The following is a 15990-nucleotide window of genomic DNA, read 5'->3' as shown; positions in this document are numbered from 1 at the left end:
CACCACGCCCACATGCCCCGCCTGGCTGCCAATTTGAGCTTTCTGTACCAAGAGCTGCCCTTCGAAGCGCGCCTGACCGCTGCCGCGCAGGACGGCTTTGGCGGAGTGGAGTTTCTATCTCCCTACGAGTGGGAGCCCGGCTGGCTGGCCGCACAACTGCGTGCACACGGGCTGCAACAGGTACTGTTCAATGCCCCGGCCGGCGGCGGCACGCTGGCGGCGGTGCGCAGCGCCTGGGCCGAGGGCTGGCGCGGCACGGCCAGCCTGCCGGGCGCGCAGCGCGAGTTCGAATACGGCATTGAGCTGGCGCTGGATTACGCCCAGGCGCTGGGCTGCAGCCGCATTCACGTCATGTCCGGCACGCACCCGGGCCAGCTGGCGCATGGCGGCAACCTGCGCCAGCAATGGCTGCACCGGCTGAGTTGGGCCGCCGAACGCGCCGCCAGACGACACAGCCCGGGCGCCGCGCCCATCGTGCTGTTGATCGAGGCCATCAACCGCCAGGACATGCCCGGCTACTGGCTGCACACCCAACAGCAAGCGCTGGCAGCGCTGCAAGAGATCGGCCACCCCCTGCTGGGCCTGCAGCTGGATCTCTACCACTGCCAGATGACCGAGGGCCATGCGCAGGCAGAGCTGCAACGCGGCCTGGGCAGCGGCCTGCTGCACCATGTGCAAATCGCCGCCGTGCCCGGCCGCTGCGAGCCCGATGCCGGCGCAGTCGATGGACCGGCGCTGCTGCGCCAGCTCGATGCAGCTGGCTATAGCGGCTGGGTCGGGCTGGAATACCGCCCGCGCAGCAGCACGCGCGCCGGGCTGGGCTGGGCCGCGCCATGGCTGCGGCCCGGCGGCGGCGCAGCAGGGCCGCGGCCATGACAGCAGGGCGCGCCAAGCCCGCACCGCACCCCGGCCAGGCATCGGCCGCGCCGCGCATGCCAGCGGCGCCTGCGGCCTCGCACGCCATGCAGGTCGAGCTGGTGGCGGTGCTGGTGGCCGTGGCCAACGGCCAGCCGCGCATCATGACCACGGGCCACGGCCAGTCACTGCCCTGCGGGCCGTTCACCGTCACGCACCGCTCGCTGCAACAGGGCATGCGCGCCTGGATCGAATCCGAAACCCACCACCCCATCGGCTACATCGAGCAGCTCTACACCTTTGCCGACCTGGGCCGGCTGCAACACGAAGCTCACGCGCCCGGCGATATGGCAGCTGCCATGCCCGAAGCCAGGCACATAGCCATCAGCTACCTGGGGCTGACGCGCGAGCAGGCCACGCAGGCCGACTCGCTCAACACCGCGGCCGAACACGCCGCCTGGCGCAACTGGTACGACTACTTTCCCTGGGAAGACTGCCGCAGCGAATGGGCGCTGGCGCTGCAGCAGCGCATCGCCGCGGCGCTGCACGCCTGGTGCGGCAAGGCACCCGATGGCACGGTGCGGCAGGCGCGCCAGCAACGCGCGGACAGCGCCTTTGGCCTGGGGGCCATGCCGTGGAATGAGGATTTCGTGCTGCAACGCTATGAACTGCTCTACGAAGCCGGTCTGGTGGCCGAGGCGCAGCGCAGCGGCCAGTCGCGGGCCGACAACGCACCGCTGCCGGGCCTGGCGATGCGCTTTGACCACCGGCGCATCCTGGCCACCGGCATGGCGCGGCTGCGCGCCAAGCTCAAATATCGGCCTGTGGTGTTCGAGCTCATGCCCGAGCACTTCACGCTGCTGCAGTTGCAGCAAGCGGCCGAAGCCATCACCGGTCGCTTGCTGCACAAACAGAACTTCCGCCGCCTGGTCGAGCAGCAGCAGCTGATTGAGGAAACCGGCGCCATGGCCCTGGGCCATGCCGGGCGGCCGGCCAAGCTGTTTCGCTTTCGCAGTGGCGTCACCCTTGAGCGCGCCATTGCCGGCACCAAGTTGCCGGTGGCTTCCAGCCTGCCCTGAGGGCCTGTCCTCAAAACCCTGCGCCGCGCTCATCCCCACGCTCGGGCGGCCTGGTGCAAGCGCTGTTCACGGCGACTTTGAGGGCAGACTCTGAGAGCATCTTCTGGTCGCCGGCCAGGCCATCAGGCCGGCAGCGGGCTAGCCGCATCGAGATGGTGCGGCTTTTCCTTGGTGTCGGCGATGAACTGCGGCATCAGCGAGCCCACGACCATCGCCACGGCCGCGCCGACCACGCCCGCCAGCTGCTGCGGCACCAGCTCGCCAAAAGCCGCCAGGGCGGCGATCGCGGCATTGGTGCCCCAAGTCTCGGGGTAGCTGGCCGCCAGCAGGCCCGACAGTGCAATCGCCCCCCAGACCAGGATGCCGAACACCACCGACAGCACCGCCCCTTGCGTGGTGGCGCGCTGCCAGTACAGGCCGAAAACCAGCGGCACGAAAGCGCCCACCAGCGGCAGTTGGTAGGCCTCGGCCACCAGCTCATAGATCGACTTGCCCTCCATGGTCAGCGCATAGACCAGCACCATGGCGGTGAACACCGGCACGCTCAAGCGCATGGCCTTGAGGGTTTGCGCATCGCTCATGCCCGGCTTGATGTTGCGCAGGATGTTTTCCACAAAAGTGGTCGAAGGCGCCAGCAGCGTGGAGGCCGTGGTGGAGGTAATGGCCGAGAGCAGCGCGCCAAAGAACGCCACCTGCAACAGCATCGGCATGTGCTGCAGCACCAGCGTGGGCAGCACGTACTGCACGTCCTTGTCGATGATGGCTTGCACATTGGGCAGGATCAGCACCGCCGCAGTGGCGATGAACATGGGCACAAAACCAAAGACGATGTAGAACGTGCCACCGATGATGGGCCCGCGCACGGCCGCATCGGCATTGTTGGCCGCCATGACGCGCTGGAACACGTCCTGCTGCGGAATCGAGCCCAGCATCATGGTGATCAGCGAGGCGATGAAAAACAGCCAGCCGCGCCCATCGCCCAAGTCTGGGAACATCTTGAACTTGCCCTCGCTGGCGGCATAGTCGATCACGCGCCCCGCGCCGCCGGCCAAATCGGCGGCATACCAGGCCACGGCCAGCAGGCCCACCACGATGACGATCATCTGGATGGTATCGGTCAGCGCCACCGACCACATGCCGCCATACATGGTGTAGATCAGCACCACGGCCGTGCCGATCACCATGCCCCAGAAGAAGCTGATCGCGCCCGCCGAGAGCATGTTGAACACCAGGCCCAGCGCCGTGATCTGCGCCGCCACCCAGCCCAGATAGCTGAAGATGATGATCAGCGAGCAAATCACCTCGATGCCCTTGCCAAAGCGCTGGCGGTAGTAATCAGCCAGTGTGAGCAGAGTTTTTTGATAGAGCCTGCGGGCGAAGAACATGCCCACCAGCACCAGGCACAGGCCGGCGCCAAACGGGTCTTTCACCACGGCAGCCAGGCCGCCATCGACGAACTCGGCCGACACGCCCAGCACCAGCTCCGAGCCGAACCAGGTGGCAAAAGTCACGATGGCCACCATGCTCAAAGGCAGGTGGCGCCCGGCCAGGGCAAAGTCCGTGGTGTTGTTCACGCGCCGCGCCGCCCACAGGCCGATACCGACCGAGACCAGCAGATACAGAACGATGAAGGTGATCAGCATGGTGCAGCACTCCCAAGCGGTTCACAAATCTGCACGGACTGCCCCCATCGGCGGCCGCGCAAGACAGCAAAAAGGCCGGCTGCGCCCTCTGACCGCGCCCCATGGCGCCGGCCCAGCCGCCCCGACCATCCCCCACCCATCCCTGCGCGCTTGGCGGGGATGGAATACTGCGCACGGGCCGAGCGGCCCATGCCGCTGCGGCCCGTGCGCAGAGGGCGGCATTATCGAGCAATTTGTTTATTTGGCGCAGACAAAAATTCACCTTACCTTGGCGGGGGTCAGGCCTAGCCGCATGGCCCAAGGCCCAGCCAAGCGCCTGTACAAAGACGGGTTCGGTTCTAATGACAAGCCTTCACTGAACCACCAAAAAAACGCCATGCACATCTTCACCGCCGAAGCCACCGCAGCCGCCCTGCCCTTTGAGCGTCTGGTGCCTGCCTTGCGCGCCGCCTTTTGTGGACCGATCACCGTGCCGCAGCGCCATATCCACCCCATCGGCCAGCCAGCCCAGGGCACGACGCTGATCATGCCTGCCTGGGATCTGCAGGCCGGCTTCATGGGCATCAAGATCGTCAACGTCTTTGCCGGCAACGCCCAGCGCGGCCTGCCCGGGCTGCACGCCAATTACCTGCTCTACGACGCCCATACCGGCGTGCCGCTGGCGCTGATGGATGGCGATGTCATCACCGCGCGGCGCACGGCAGCGGCCGCAGCGCTGGGCGCAGCCTTTCTGGCGCGTGAGGACGCAGCGCACCTCTTGGTGCTGGGCGCTGGCCGCGTTGCCAGCATGTTGCCGGCAGCCTTTGCCGCCGTGCGCCCGATTGCCCGCGTCAGCGTCTGGAACCACCGCCCCGAGGGCGCGCAGCGCCTGGCCGCACAGTGGCGCGAGCAGGGCTGGGACGCCCAGGCCGTGACCGAACTGGCGCAGGCCGTGCCCGCGGCCGACATCATCAGCTGCGCCACGCTCTCGCAACAGGCGCTGGTTGAGCCGCAATGGCTGGCGCCGGGCGCGCACCTGGACCTGATTGGCAGCTTCACGCCCGCCATGCAAGAGGCCGCACCAGGCTGCTTGGCCCAGGCGCGGGTGTTCGTCGATACCGACGAGGCGCTGCAAAAAGCCGGCGATTTGCTGCGCGCCATCGAGGCCGGCGCCTGGCAGCGCGAGGCCCTGCAGGGCGATTTGTTTCAGCTCTGCCGCGGCAGCCGCACGGGCCGCGCCAACGCCAGCGAGCGCACCGTCTTCAAGGCCGTGGGCAATGCGCTTGAAGACCTGGCCGCAGCGCAACTGGTCTGGGCAGCGCGACCTGCATCCGCCAGCGCCTGATGGCCCGCAAGCGCCCCGCCGCAGCGTGGCGATGAAAAACACCCAAGCTGGGGCAGAGGCGCGCCCAACGCCTTGGGCTGGGGCTGGAGGCTGGCCGCCTCAACAGCGGCTGCAGCCCGCTGAGCTGTCGGCTTCTTTTTGCCCTTCACAAAAGATCAGGCGCTTCCAGGCCTTTCGGTGGCCGGCCTCGCGTGCTTGCAGCTGGGACCGATTCATGTACTGCACGCTCATGCCCCAGTCGCGCAACTGCTGGGCCACCTCTGGCAGGGCCAGCACCTGCTGCACGGCCTGTTCCCACTGCGCCACCGTGGCCGTGGGCAGGTCGTGCGGGGCGTACAGACCGTAAAACGATGCCTGCTCAAAGCCTGGCAAGCCCAGCTCGGCAAAGGTCGGCACTTCGGGCAGCACCGCCTGGCGTTGCGCACCCAACACGGCCAACACGCGGATGCGCTGGGCGCGGTGCAGTTCCATGAGTTCGTGCATGGCGGCCACGGCCGATTGGATGCGCCCGTGCACCAATTCGGCCAGCATGGGCGCGCTGCCGCGAAAGGGCACGGCCTGCAGCGGCAGGCCATGGTTGCGCTGCAGGCACTGGACGAGAAACTCCGGGATCGAGCCCGTCGCAGGCACGCCCACGGCCAGTTGCTGCGGCTGCGCGCGCAGCCATTCGAGGTATTCGGCCCAGTTGCGGGCCGGGTGGCTGACAGAGACAGCCAGCGCTTCGACAAAGCCAGCCAGCCCGGCCACGGGCGTGAAATCCTGCTGCGGATCAAAGCCCGGCTCAGGCATGGTCATGGGCAGGATGTTGATGGTGTGGGTGTGCGAAAGCAGCAGCGTCTGGCCATCGGCCGGGGCCGCCTTGAGGGCCAGCGCGGCGCGCTGCCCGCCAGAGCCCGGCTGGTTTTCGACCAGCACCTGGCATTGCAGCGCCATGCCCAGATGCACAGCCAGCAGCCGCGCCAGCAAGTCGGTACCGCCGCCCGAGGGAAAGCCCACCAGCAAGCGCACTGGCGCTGGCTGATCAATCGGCCCATGCGCCCAGGCAGGCTGCCGCAGCATCGCCGGCCCGGCCAGCGCCAGGCCCAGTGCGGCCAGGCTGCGCCGGCGCGTGAGTGGCGCTGCCTTGGCAGGGGGGTGATGGCAGCGGTGGCTCATCGCCGCCCCTTGCCGCCGCCCAGCAGGCCACCGAGCACGCCGCGCAGCAGCTCACGGCCCATGCGGTTGGCTTGCGAGCGCACCGAGGACTTGATGACCGATTGCACCAGGCCATCCTTTTTGCCGCCGCGCGGGCCCGTGCTGCCGAACAGGAATTCGTTGACCATGCCGGCCACGCCGCCGCCTTGCTGCGCTGCGGCCTCGGCGGCCTGTTGGGCCTGCTCGGCGCGCTGCTTGAGCACCTCGTAGGCCGACTCGCGGTCCACGGCCTGCTCATAGACGCCAGCGACCAGCGATTGCGCCATGAGCTGCTGGCGCTGCGCCGGCGTGATGGGGCCCAGCTGGCTGCCTGGCGGCACGACAAAGGCGCGCTCGGTGATGCCTGGGCTGCCCTTGGCGTCGAGCAGGCTCACCAGGGCCTCGCCCACGGCCAGCTCGGTGATGGCCTTTTCGATGTCCAGCCCCGGCTTGGCGCGCATGGTCTGTGCCGTGGCGCGCACGGCCTTTTGATCGCGCGGCGTGAAGGCCCGCAGCGCATGCTGCACGCGGTTGCCCAGCTGCGCCAGCACGCTGTCGGGGATGTCGGCCGGGTTCTGCGTCACGAAGTACACGCCCACGCCTTTGGAGCGAATCAGCCGCACCACCAGCTCGATGCGTTCGAGCAGCACCTTGGGCGCGTCGTTGAACAGCAGGTGCGCCTCATCGAAGAAGAACACCAGCTTGGGCTTGTCGGCATCGCCCACCTCGGGCAGGTGCTCGAACAGTTCCGAGAGCATCCACAGCAAAAAGGTCGCATACAGGCGGGGCGCATTCATCAACTGCTCGGCCGCCAGGATGTTCACGTAGCCATGGCCGTTGGCATCGGTCTGCATGAAATCGGCAATGTCCAGCATGGGCTCGCCGAAGAACTGGTCGGCGCCCTGCTCCTCGACCTGCAGCAGCGCGCGCTGGATGGCGCCCACGCTGGCGGCGCTGATGTTGCCGTAGGTGGTGCGGTATTGCGCGGCGTTGTCGCTGAGGTGCTGCAGCATGGCGCGCAAATCCTTCAAGTCCAGCAGCAACAAGCCGGCCTCGTCGGCCACGCGGAAGGCGATACTCAGGATGCCGCTTTGCGTCTCGTTCAAGCCCAACATGCGCGCCAGCAACAGCGGCCCCATGTCCGAGATCGTCGCCCGCACCGGGTGGCCGTTGCGGCCAAATACATCCCAGAACATCACTGGCGCGGCCTGGGGCTGGGGCGCCGCAATGCCGCGCTGCGCCAGGATGGCGGCCATTTTCTCGCCCACCTGGCCCGGCTGGCTGATGCCCGAAAGATCACCTTTGACATCGGCCATGAACACCGGCACGCCAATCTGCGAAAACTGCTCGGCCAGCGCCTGCAGCGTGACGGTCTTGCCCGTGCCCGTAGCGCCGGTGATCAGGCCGTGGCGGTTGGCCAGCGCAGGCAGCAGCAGGCACTCAGTCTGGGCATTCTTGGCAATCAAGAGCGGCTCGCTCATGCGGTACTCCAAAGTGGATGGGAAGGGCCAGCCAATTGTATGTATGCAGGCCAGACACAGGACGCAATAGAAAAAACGCTGCGCTTAACCCTGTGCCGCACACTTGAACGTATAAACCTCCATCGAGCAGGCTTTGGCAGACCGTCATGGGATGTGGCGCGCCTGCCCACAATGCATTTATTTTGACCAACCACAGACCTAGGAGTGAGACACCATGCCTACCCCCGCACTGAACCTGAAACGGCTGGGCCTGTCGGCCTGCATGTTAGGCCTGGCCGCCAGCGCGACCGCAGCGCCCGCCGATGAAATTCAGAGCACGGCCAAAGACCGCGAATCGCTGGCCGTGACGATCTACAACGATGCGCTGGCGCTGGTGCGCGACACGCGGCGCGTCACGCTCGGCCAGGGCAGCAACCGTGTGGCGCTGCGCGAGGTCTCGGCCAAGATCATGCCGGAGACGGCCAGCCTGCGCGCCAGCGATGGCAGCGCGCTGGCGCTGCTGGAGCAGAACTTCGACTACGACCTGCTCAGCGACCAATCGCTGCTGAACAAATACATCGGGCGCAGCGTGCAGGTCATCCGAACCCATCCGGCCACGGGGCAGGAGCAGCGCGAGAGCGCCACTGTGTTGTCCAACAACGGCATGCCCGTGCTGCAGTACGCCGACCGGGTCGAGACCGGCCTGCCGGCCAACGCCCGCCTGGCCTTCGACGGCGTGCCGGCGCAGCTGCGCGACCAGCCCACGCTGGTGCTGACGCTGCAGGCGCCCCAGGCCGGCGCGCAGCTGCTGGATCTGTCCTACCTCACGCAGGGCATCGGCTGGCGGGCCGACTACGTGGCCACGCTGGCGCACGATGAGAACAGCCTGGGCCTGTCCGGCTGGGTGACGCTGGACAACCAAAGCGGCGTGGCCTATGAGAACGCGCAGCTGCAGCTGGTGGCCGGCGACGTGGGCCGCGCCCCGCCCGAGCGGTACCGCGCCAAGAGCCTGGAGATGATGGCAGCGCCAGTCATGGCCGCCCCCGCGCCGATGCAGCAGGAGGCCTTGTTCGAATATCACCTCTACACCCTGCCGCGTCCCACGACGATTGCCAGCCAGCAGACCAAGCAGGTGGCGCTGCTTTCGGCCAACGACGTGCCGCTGCGCAAGGAATACCGCCTGCAGGGCGAGCCGCATTGGTACTCGGTGTATGGCACCGACACCAACCACAGCCCCGAGCTGGGCGAGCCGCGCAAGGTGGATGTGTTCGTCGAGTTCGACAACAAGGGCGGCGACCTGGGCGTGCCCCTGCCCAAGGGCGTGGTGCGCGTGTACAAGGCCGACAGCAAGGGCCGCGCGCTGTTCATCGGCGAGGACCGCATCGACCACAAGGCCAAGGACGAGCAGGTGCGCCTGAAGCTGGGCAGCGCTTTCGACCTGAACGGCACCTGGAAGCGCCTGTCGGTGGACAAGCTCAGCGAAAAGCTCTATGAAATCCGCGTGCAGATCGAGCTGCGCAACGCCAAGGAAGTGCCAGCCACCATCAAGGTGGTCGAGCCCATCCACGGCCACTGGACCATGCAAAAGGAAAGCCACCCGCACAGCAAGGCCGCAAGCGGCCTGGCGCAATGGAACGTGGAAGTGCCCGCCGGCGGCAAGACGGTGCTGGACTACACCGTGCGCATGCAGTACTGATGCGCTTGGAGATGCGCCTGGATGGACGCGCCCCGCGCCGGCCACTGCGGCCACTGCAGCCGGGGCGCAGCTTTGGACAGGCTCTTACAGAATGTCGAGCAACGCATCCACCGGCCTGGCCAAGCGCGCGCCCTTGGCGGTGACGACGAAGGGGCGGTTGAGCAGCACCGGGTGCGCGGCCATGGCGTCGAGCAACGCCGCGTCATCGGCCTGGGCCAGTTGCAGCTCTTCATACAACGGCTCCTTGGTGCGCACGGCCTCGCGCACCGTCAGGCCGCTGGCGGCAATCAGCTGCGCCAGTTGCTGGCGCGTCAGCGGTGTCTTGAGGTATTCCACCACCTGCGGCTGCAGGCCATGCGCCTGCAGCAGTTCGAGCGCCTTGCGCGAGGTGCTGCAACGACTGTTGTGATAAATGGTGGCCGCAGCAGCGGCGCTGGCATTGGGTGTCGGTGTCGTCATGGGCAAGCTCAATACAAGGAGTCCACCGCGCTGGGCGGCCTGCCAGGCGCTGCGGGCTGCGCAATCGGCCCCAGCGGCGTGACGCCGGTGCGGATGGCGTCGCTCAGCAGGCTGCCCGCGCCATCCCAGAAGATCTGCACCCCCAGGCACAGCAGGATGAAGGCCGAGAGGCGCAAGAACACCACGGTGCCCGTCTCGCCCAGCAAGCGCAGCAAATACTCCGCGTAGCGGTAGCTCAGGAAAATCAGCATGGCAATGCCCGCCAGGCCCAGCACCGCGCCGGCCGTGCGCACGGCCGCCAGCGCAATGGACGGCGAGGCCAGGCTGACCCCGACGGTGATCGCCGCAGAGATGGTGCCCGGCCCGCAGGTGATGGGAAACGAGAGCGGGAAGAATGCCTGCGAGCGCACCATCTCGGGCGTGTAGTTCTCGGCGATCTTGGCCGCGCGGGGCGACTCGGCGCTGTTGGTGGTCAGCAGCCGCCAGCCGATGTTGGTCACGATCAGGCCGCCGGCCGTGCGCACGATGTCCAGCGAGATGCCGAACACGTCCAGCACCAGCGAGCCCAGCAGCGTGGCGCCCACCATCAGCAAGAAGACGTTGCGGGCAATGCGGCGCGCCAGTTCCTGGCGCATCTTGTCGGAAGCGCCTTCGGTCAGCGACAGAAAGATCGGCGCCGTGCTGGTCGGGTTGGCGATGGGCAGCAGCGTGGCCAGCGCCAGCAGGGCGCTGGTGCCAAAGGCAACGAGATAACTGGCGATGTCCATGGCGAAAACGTGCGGGAGCGTTCGGCTGTGGCAGCGGCAAGAGGCCGACGACTCAGGCCAGCCCCAGCATCAGCTTGAGGTTTTGCACCGCCGCGCCGCTGGCGCCCTTGCCCAGGTTGTCCAGCCGCGCCACGCACACGGCCTGGCGGTGCTGCGGGTTGCCGAACACGCGGATTTCCAGCCGGTTCGTGTCCTTCAGCGCCAGGGCGTCGAGCTTGCCGTTGTCGGTGGCAGGCTCGGCCGTGACCCATTCGCTGCTCGCGTAGTGCGCGGCGTAGATTTCGGCCAGGCGCTCGGGCGTGGGCTGGCCGGGCAGCACGTCCAGGTGCAGCGGCAGCTCCACCAGCATGCCCTGCGGGAAATTGGCCACGGCGGGCATGAAGATGGGCCGGCGCGTGATGCGGCCGTATTGCATGATTTCCGGAATGTGCTTGTGCGCCAGGCCCAGCGCGTACAGCTCATAGGCGGGCGCCTGGCCGGCCTCGTAGGCCTCGATCATCTGACGACCGCCGCCCGTGTAGCCGCTGACGGCGGGCAGGGCCACAGGGTGGTCGGCCGGCAGCACGCCAGCCTCCACCAGCGGGCGCAGCAGCGCGATGGCGCCAGTGGCGTAGCAACCAGGGTTGGCCACGCGCTGGGCCTGCTGCACGGCGGCGCGCTGCGCCGGCGACAGCTCGGGAAAGCCGTAGGTCCAGCCCTCTGCCACGCGGTGCGCGGTGCTGGCGTCGATGATGCGCGGTTTGTGGCCGGGCAGCGCGTCGATCATGGCCACGGATTCGCGCGCCGCATCGTCGTGCAGGCACAGGATGACCAGATCCACCCCGCCCATGATGGCGCGCTTGGCCTGCGGATCCTTGCGCAGCGCCGGGTCGATGCTGACCAGCTCCACGCCGGCCATGCCCTGCAGGCGCTCGCGGATTTGCAGACCGGTGGTGCCAGCCTCGCCATCGATGAAGATTTTCGCCATGGGCTTTCCTCTCTTGTGAACAGGCTCTTGGAAGGGCCTCAGGGGGGTGAACAGGGGTGGCATGGTGCCATGCCACGGCACGGCCAATGCCCAGGCATACAAAAACGCAGCGCCGCCCAATTGGGAAGGTCTGCTGACGCGGCCAACAGCCTCGGCTCTGCGTTGCGCGCCCGCCATCGGGCGGCGTACAATGCGCGCGCCCGGCGCACTCGTGCCCGGCCGGCACAGCCAATGGCTGCTGCGCATCGGCCGGGCATGATACATGAGCATGTTGCACATTGGCGCGCTGCAGCGCACATGCTTTCTCGCCATTTCCCCATCTCCGGCGGCACTTGCTGGCCGGGCCTGACTGGGCCGCGGCGGAGTGCAGCATGGCTGCTGCGCACTGGCCGCATTCATTCTTTCCACTTCCCCTCCCTAAGAGATCTCTCATGAAGATTCACGAGTACCAAGGCAAGGAAATCTTGCGCAAGTTCGGGGTGCCTGTGCCCCGTGGCATCCCCGCATTCACCGTGCAAGAGGCCGTCGAGGCTGCGCAAAAGCTCGGCGGCCCGGTGTGGGTGGTCAAGGCGCAAATCCACGCTGGCGGTCGCGGCAAGGGCGGCGGCGTGAAGGTGGCCAAGACCTTGGACGACGTGAAAACCCTGGCTGGTCAGATCCTGGGCATGCAACTGGTCACGCACCAAACCGGCCCCGAGGGCCAGAAGGTGCGCCGCCTCTATATCGAAGAAGGCGCCGACATCCAACAGGAGTACTACCTCTCGGTCGTGACCGATCGCGCCAGCCAGAAGGTGGCCTTCATCGCCTCCAGCGAAGGCGGCATGGACATCGAGGAAGTGGCCCACAAGACGCCCGAGAAGATCGTCAAGGTTTTTGTCGATCCGCTCGCTGGCATGAGCGACGCCCAGGCCCAGGAGTTGGCCAAGGGCGTGGGCATGCCCGAAGATTCCGTGCCCCAGTTCGTGGACGTGTGCAAGAAGCTCTACCAGTGCTACATGGACACCGACGCCAGCCTGGTCGAAATCAACCCGCTCAACCGCGACAGCAAGGGCAACATCATCGCGCTGGACGCCAAGTTCAACTTCGACTCCAACGCCCTGTTCCGCCATGAGGAAATCGTCGCCCTGCGCGACCTGGACGAGGAAGACCCGGCCGAGGTCGAAGCCAGCAAGTTCGACCTGGCCTACATCAGTCTGGACGGCAACATCGGCTGCCTGGTCAACGGCGCGGGCCTGGCCATGGCCACCATGGACACCATCAAGCTCTTCGGCGGCGAGCCGGCCAACTTCCTCGACGTGGGCGGCGGCGCCACCCCCGAGAAGGTCACCGAAGCCTTCAAGATCATGCTGCAAAACCCCAAGGTCAAGGCCATCCTGGTCAACATCTTCGGCGGCATCATGAAGTGCGACACCATCGCCACCGGCGTCATCACCGCCAGCAAGGCCGTGAACCTGCAAGTGCCGCTGGTCGTGCGCATGAAGGGCACCAACGAAGAGCTGGGCAAGAAGATGCTGGCCGAGAGCGGCCTGCCCATCATCAGCGCCGACACCATGGCCGAAGCGGCCGAAAAAGTCGTGGCCGCCGTCAAGAAGTAAGGAATTGCCATGTCGATCTACATCAACAAAGACACCAAAGTCATCACCCAAGGCATCACCGGCAAGACCGGCCAGTTCCACACCGAGAAGTGCATCGAATACGCCAACGGCAAGAACTGCTTCGTCGCCGGCGTGAACCCCAAGAAGGCCGGCGAGAAGATTTTTGACGTGCCGATCTACGCCTCCGTCAAGGAAGCGGCCAAGGAAACCGGCGCCACGGTGAGCGTGATCTACGTGCCGCCCGCAGGTGCCGCAGCCGCGATCTGGGAGGCGGTGGAAGCCGACCTGGACCTGGCCATCTGCATCACCGAAGGCATCCCCGTCAAGGACATGCTGGAAGTGCGCAACCGCATGAAAGCCAAAGAAGCCGCTGGCGGCAAGAAAACCCTGCTGCTGGGCCCCAACTGCCCTGGCCTGATCACGCCCGACGAGATCAAGATCGGCATCATGCCCGGCCACATCCACAAGAAAGGCCGCGTGGGCGTGGTCTCGCGCTCGGGCACGCTGACCTATGAAGCCGTGGCGCAGCTCACCGAGCTGGGCATCGGCCAATCCAGCGCCGTGGGCATTGGCGGCGACCCGATCAACGGCCTGAAGCACATCGACGTGATGAAGGCCTTCAACGACGACCCGGACACCGACGCCGTGATCATGATCGGCGAGATCGGCGGCCCCGACGAGGCCGAAGCCGCCCGCTGGTGCAAAGAGCACATGAAAAAGCCCGTGGTCGGCTTCATCGCCGGCGTGACCGCCCCCCCGGGCAAGCGCATGGGCCACGCAGGCGCGCTGATCTCCGGCGGCGAGGACACCGCCGAGGCCAAGCTGGCCGTGATGGAAGAGTGCGGCTTCAAGGTCACGCGCAACCCATCGGAAATGGGCAAGCTGCTCAAGAGCCTGCTGTAAAAGCCACAACTCAAGCTGCCATGCCGCCCGCCGGCGGCATGGCACATAAAAAAACCTGCACTGGCCCAGGCACCAGCGCAGGTTTTTTTGTAGGCCCGCATGAAATTTGGCCCATTGTAGCCGGCAAGCACAGAAAAAGATGGTATAGTGCACGCTTGCCTTGAGGGGCACAGAATTTCAAATGCTTTGGGCGGTTAGCTCAGCGGTAGAGCACTGCCTTCACACGGCAGGGGTCACTGGTTCGAACCCAGTATCGCCCACCAAAGCCCAAAGGGGTTGGACGAAAGTCCAACCCCTTTTTTATTGCCTTTGCAATGGACAAGAATGGCTTGCCCCTTCAGAAACCGTGCAGAGCAGCGCTGCACACTTGGAGCTGCCCGCCCTCGACCGCCCGACTCGGACGCACGAAGGCGGGATTGGGACAGGCATTCAACCTGCCGCGCCAGGCTTACGTGCGCTTGGCCGCCGTGCGGGCTTTGCTGGTGGGGGGCGACTTTGCAGGTTTCTTGCCGGCCTTGCTGGTCTGGCCGCCCGGCGATGCGGGCTTGCGTTGCGGCGCGGCCTCGGCAGCCTGGGCGGTGGCCAGGCCCAGCAGATAGTGCATCAGCAAACCCACGGGGCGGCCTGTGGCGCCCTTGGCGTTGCCGCTTTTCCAGGCTGTGCCGGCGATGTCCAGGTGCGCCCAGGGCCAGTCGCCAGCGAACTTCTGCAGGAACTTGGCCGCTGTCACCGCCCCGGCTTCGCGCCCAGCGACGTTGGCCATGTCGGCAAAGGCGCTCTTGAGGCCCTGGCCGTAATCGTCGTCCAGCGGCATGCGCCAGCCCAGATCCTGGGCAGCCTCGCCAGCCTGCAGCAGGGCCTGGGCCAGCGCGTCGTCGCTGGCGAACACGCCGCTGCGCACGCCGCCCAGCGCGATCACGCAGGCGCCGGTGAGGGTGGCGATGTCGATCACCGCGCTGGGCTTGAAGCGCGCCGCATAGCTCAGCGCATCGCACAGGATCAGCCGGCCCTCGGCGTCGGTGTTGAGCACTTCGATGGTCTGCCCACTCATGCTGGTGACCACGTCGCCGGGCTTGACGGCCTTGCCGCCAGGCATGTTCTCCGTGGCTGGCACCAGGCCGACGACGTTGATGCGCGGCTGCAGCCGCGCCAGGGCCTGGAAGACGCCCAGCACGCTGGCGGCGCCGCACATGTCGAACTTCATTTCGTCCATGCCGGCGGCGGGCTTGATGGAGATGCCGCCGGTGTCGAAGGTCACGCCCTTGCCCACCAGCACCACCGGCGGCTGCGTCTTGGGCGCGCCCTGATAGTGCAGCTCGATGAGCTGCGGCGGCTGGGCCGAGCCCTGCGCAACGGCCAGGAAAGCACCCATCTTCAGGCGTTCGAGCTCACGCTGCGCATGCACTTTGACGCTGATGCCCTTGGCCTTGGCCAACTCGCGCGCGGTCTGCGCCAGGCGCGTGGGCGTGGCGTGATTGGCCGGCAAATTGCCCAGCTCGCGCGCCAGCGCGATGCCGGCGGCCACGCCCAGCGCTTGCTCGAACGCGGCTTGGGCGCGGGCCTTGCTGGCCACGCCGAGCACGATTTTCTGCAGCGACACTTCAGGCTCGCTGGGCTTGGTATGGCGGTAGCAGTAGGCGGCCGCGCTCAGGGCCCGCGCCAGGGCCTGCACGGCGGCATCGTCCTGCGCGGCATCGCCCAACGCCAGCACCACGGCTTTCTTCACGCCTTTTTGGCGCAGCTGCGCCGCCACGCCTTCAATGGCCTTGCACAGCTGTGCGGGCCTGGCCTGGGCCACGCCCAGCAGCAGGACTTTGCGCGCAGCGACTTGTGCGACACTGTAGAGCGCCAGTTGGTTGCCAAGCTTGGCCGGCTCGAAATCACCGCTTTGCTGCGCTTGCTGCAGCAATTGCCGCAACGCTGCAGCGCCTTCGTTTTCTGCCGCCTGGGTCTTTGGCTCCTGCTGCTGCCCAGCCTCGGCCTGGGGCACCAGCACCAGCAGCAGGTCGGCCTTTTCCTGGGCTGCGCTTTGCAGGCTCAGGGTCTTCAATTCCAGCGTCATCGCCATG

Annotated in this window: 13 protein-coding genes and 1 tRNA gene; 7 read left to right on the top strand and 7 right to left on the bottom strand. The window is 66.8% G+C overall.

All coding sequences use genetic code 11. From position 1 onward, the window contains the following. Positions 1–12 precede the first annotated feature (12 nt). Positions 13–876, top strand: coding sequence for a hydroxypyruvate isomerase family protein (locus tag CK620_RS03735; protein WP_095549180.1), 864 nt, complete (start codon positions 13–15; stop codon positions 874–876). 56 nt (positions 877–932) lie between these two features. Beyond that, positions 933–1934 (top strand): NUDIX hydrolase, encoded by a 1002-nt coding sequence (locus CK620_RS03730; protein ID WP_095549570.1) that lies wholly within the window; start codon positions 933–935, stop codon positions 1932–1934. Positions 1935–2056: 122 nt separating this feature from the next. On the opposite strand, the gene CK620_RS03725 is transcribed toward CK620_RS03730, so the two are convergent. Continuing rightward, positions 2057–3577: a high affinity choline transporter 1 gene (locus CK620_RS03725; RefSeq protein WP_095549179.1), complete on the bottom strand. Its 1521-nt coding sequence runs from the start codon at positions 3575–3577 to the stop codon at positions 2057–2059. Between the two features lie 376 nt (positions 3578–3953). Here CK620_RS03725 and lhpI point away from each other — a divergent pair, with 376 nt between their 5' ends. After that, entirely contained in the window at positions 3954–4901 is a 948-nt protein-coding gene (gene lhpI, locus CK620_RS03720; protein ID WP_095549569.1) for a bifunctional Delta(1)-pyrroline-2-carboxylate/Delta(1)-piperideine-2-carboxylate reductase, read from the top strand. Positions 4902–5000: 99 nt separating this feature from the next. Here the strand turns inward: lhpI and CK620_RS03715 are convergent, their stop codons facing one another. Then, on the bottom strand, positions 5001–6056 hold the full coding sequence (locus CK620_RS03715) for a tripartite tricarboxylate transporter substrate-binding protein (RefSeq protein WP_095549178.1): 1056 nt from the start codon (positions 6054–6056) through the stop codon (positions 5001–5003). Beyond that, positions 6053–7555 (bottom strand): helicase HerA-like domain-containing protein, encoded by a 1503-nt coding sequence (locus CK620_RS03710; RefSeq protein WP_095549177.1) that lies wholly within the window; start codon positions 7553–7555, stop codon positions 6053–6055. The genes CK620_RS03715 and CK620_RS03710 overlap by 4 nt, the downstream gene beginning before the upstream one ends. Before the next feature lie 214 nt (positions 7556–7769). On the opposite strand from CK620_RS03710, the gene CK620_RS03705 reads away from it, so the two are divergent. Continuing rightward, a complete protein-coding gene (locus CK620_RS03705; RefSeq protein WP_095549176.1) occupies positions 7770–9230 on the top strand; it encodes a DUF4139 domain-containing protein in 1461 nt (486 codons plus the stop codon). A gap of 84 nt (positions 9231–9314) precedes the next feature. Here CK620_RS03705 and arsC read toward each other — a convergent pair whose 3' ends face one another. The 3 genes from arsC to argC are packed head-to-tail and all read right to left on the bottom strand — an operon-like array spanning position 9315 to position 11423. Beyond that, on the bottom strand, positions 9315–9689 hold the full coding sequence (arsC, locus tag CK620_RS03700; RefSeq protein ID WP_095549175.1) for an arsenate reductase (glutaredoxin): 375 nt from the start codon (positions 9687–9689) through the stop codon (positions 9315–9317). Between the two features lie 8 nt (positions 9690–9697). Further along, entirely contained in the window at positions 9698–10456 is a 759-nt protein-coding gene (locus CK620_RS03695) for a MarC family protein (RefSeq protein WP_095539328.1), read from the bottom strand. Positions 10457–10508: 52 nt separating this feature from the next. Continuing rightward, positions 10509–11423, bottom strand: coding sequence for an N-acetyl-gamma-glutamyl-phosphate reductase (gene argC, locus CK620_RS03690; RefSeq protein WP_095549174.1), 915 nt, complete (start codon positions 11421–11423; stop codon positions 10509–10511). Between the two features lie 431 nt (positions 11424–11854). Here argC and sucC point away from each other — a divergent pair, with 431 nt between their 5' ends. From sucC to CK620_RS03670, 3 genes are all read left to right on the top strand, one after another. Further along, a complete protein-coding gene (sucC, locus tag CK620_RS03680; RefSeq protein WP_095549172.1) occupies positions 11855–13018 on the top strand; it encodes an ADP-forming succinate--CoA ligase subunit beta in 1164 nt (387 codons plus the stop codon). A gap of 9 nt (positions 13019–13027) precedes the next feature. Continuing rightward, entirely contained in the window at positions 13028–13921 is an 894-nt protein-coding gene (gene sucD / locus CK620_RS03675; protein ID WP_095539331.1) for a succinate--CoA ligase subunit alpha, read from the top strand. A 188-nt stretch (positions 13922–14109) separates the two neighbouring features. Further along, positions 14110–14184: transfer RNA gene (locus CK620_RS03670), tRNA-Val, on the top strand. A 185-nt stretch (positions 14185–14369) separates the two neighbouring features. On the opposite strand, the gene CK620_RS03665 is transcribed toward CK620_RS03670, so the two are convergent. Beyond that, on the bottom strand, positions 14370–15983 hold the full coding sequence (locus tag CK620_RS03665; RefSeq protein WP_095549171.1) for a leucyl aminopeptidase: 1614 nt from the start codon (positions 15981–15983) through the stop codon (positions 14370–14372). Between the last annotated feature and the right edge of the window lie 7 nt (positions 15984–15990).

It is taken from the genome of Vandammella animalimorsus, assembly GCF_002285285.1.
Taxonomy (GTDB): Bacteria; Pseudomonadota; Gammaproteobacteria; order Burkholderiales; family Burkholderiaceae_C; genus Lampropedia; species Lampropedia animalimorsus.
Note: the sequence above shows the minus strand (reverse complement) of the source record. Positions and strands in the feature narration are given on the sequence as shown.

Excerpts from the sequence above, each read along its gene's own strand:
- CK620_RS03710 (WP_095549177.1), bottom strand. The coding sequence starts at position 7,555 with ATGAGCGAGCCGCTCTTGATTGCCAAGAATGCCCAGACTGAGTGCCTG.
- CK620_RS03725 (WP_095549179.1), bottom strand. The coding sequence starts at position 3,577 with ATGCTGATCACCTTCATCGTTCTGTATCTGCTGGTCTCGGTCGGTATC.
- CK620_RS03715 (WP_095549178.1), bottom strand. The coding sequence starts at position 6,056 with ATGAGCCACCGCTGCCATCACCCCCCTGCCAAGGCAGCGCCACTCACG.
- arsC (WP_095549175.1), bottom strand. The coding sequence starts at position 9,689 with ATGACGACACCGACACCCAATGCCAGCGCCGCTGCTGCGGCCACCATT.
- CK620_RS03705 (WP_095549176.1), top strand. The coding sequence starts at position 7,770 with ATGCCTACCCCCGCACTGAACCTGAAACGGCTGGGCCTGTCGGCCTGC.
- sucC (WP_095549172.1), top strand. The coding sequence starts at position 11,855 with ATGAAGATTCACGAGTACCAAGGCAAGGAAATCTTGCGCAAGTTCGGG.
- CK620_RS03665 (WP_095549171.1), bottom strand. The coding sequence starts at position 15,983 with ATGACGCTGGAATTGAAGACCCTGAGCCTGCAAAGCGCAGCCCAGGAA.
- CK620_RS03730 (WP_095549570.1), top strand. The coding sequence starts at position 933 with ATGCCAGCGGCGCCTGCGGCCTCGCACGCCATGCAGGTCGAGCTGGTG.
- CK620_RS03735 (WP_095549180.1), top strand. The coding sequence starts at position 13 with ATGCCCCGCCTGGCTGCCAATTTGAGCTTTCTGTACCAAGAGCTGCCC.
- argC (WP_095549174.1), bottom strand. The coding sequence starts at position 11,423 with ATGGCGAAAATCTTCATCGATGGCGAGGCTGGCACCACCGGTCTGCAA.
- sucD (WP_095539331.1), top strand. The coding sequence starts at position 13,028 with ATGTCGATCTACATCAACAAAGACACCAAAGTCATCACCCAAGGCATC.
- lhpI (WP_095549569.1), top strand. The coding sequence starts at position 3,954 with ATGCACATCTTCACCGCCGAAGCCACCGCAGCCGCCCTGCCCTTTGAG.
- CK620_RS03695 (WP_095539328.1), bottom strand. The coding sequence starts at position 10,456 with ATGGACATCGCCAGTTATCTCGTTGCCTTTGGCACCAGCGCCCTGCTG.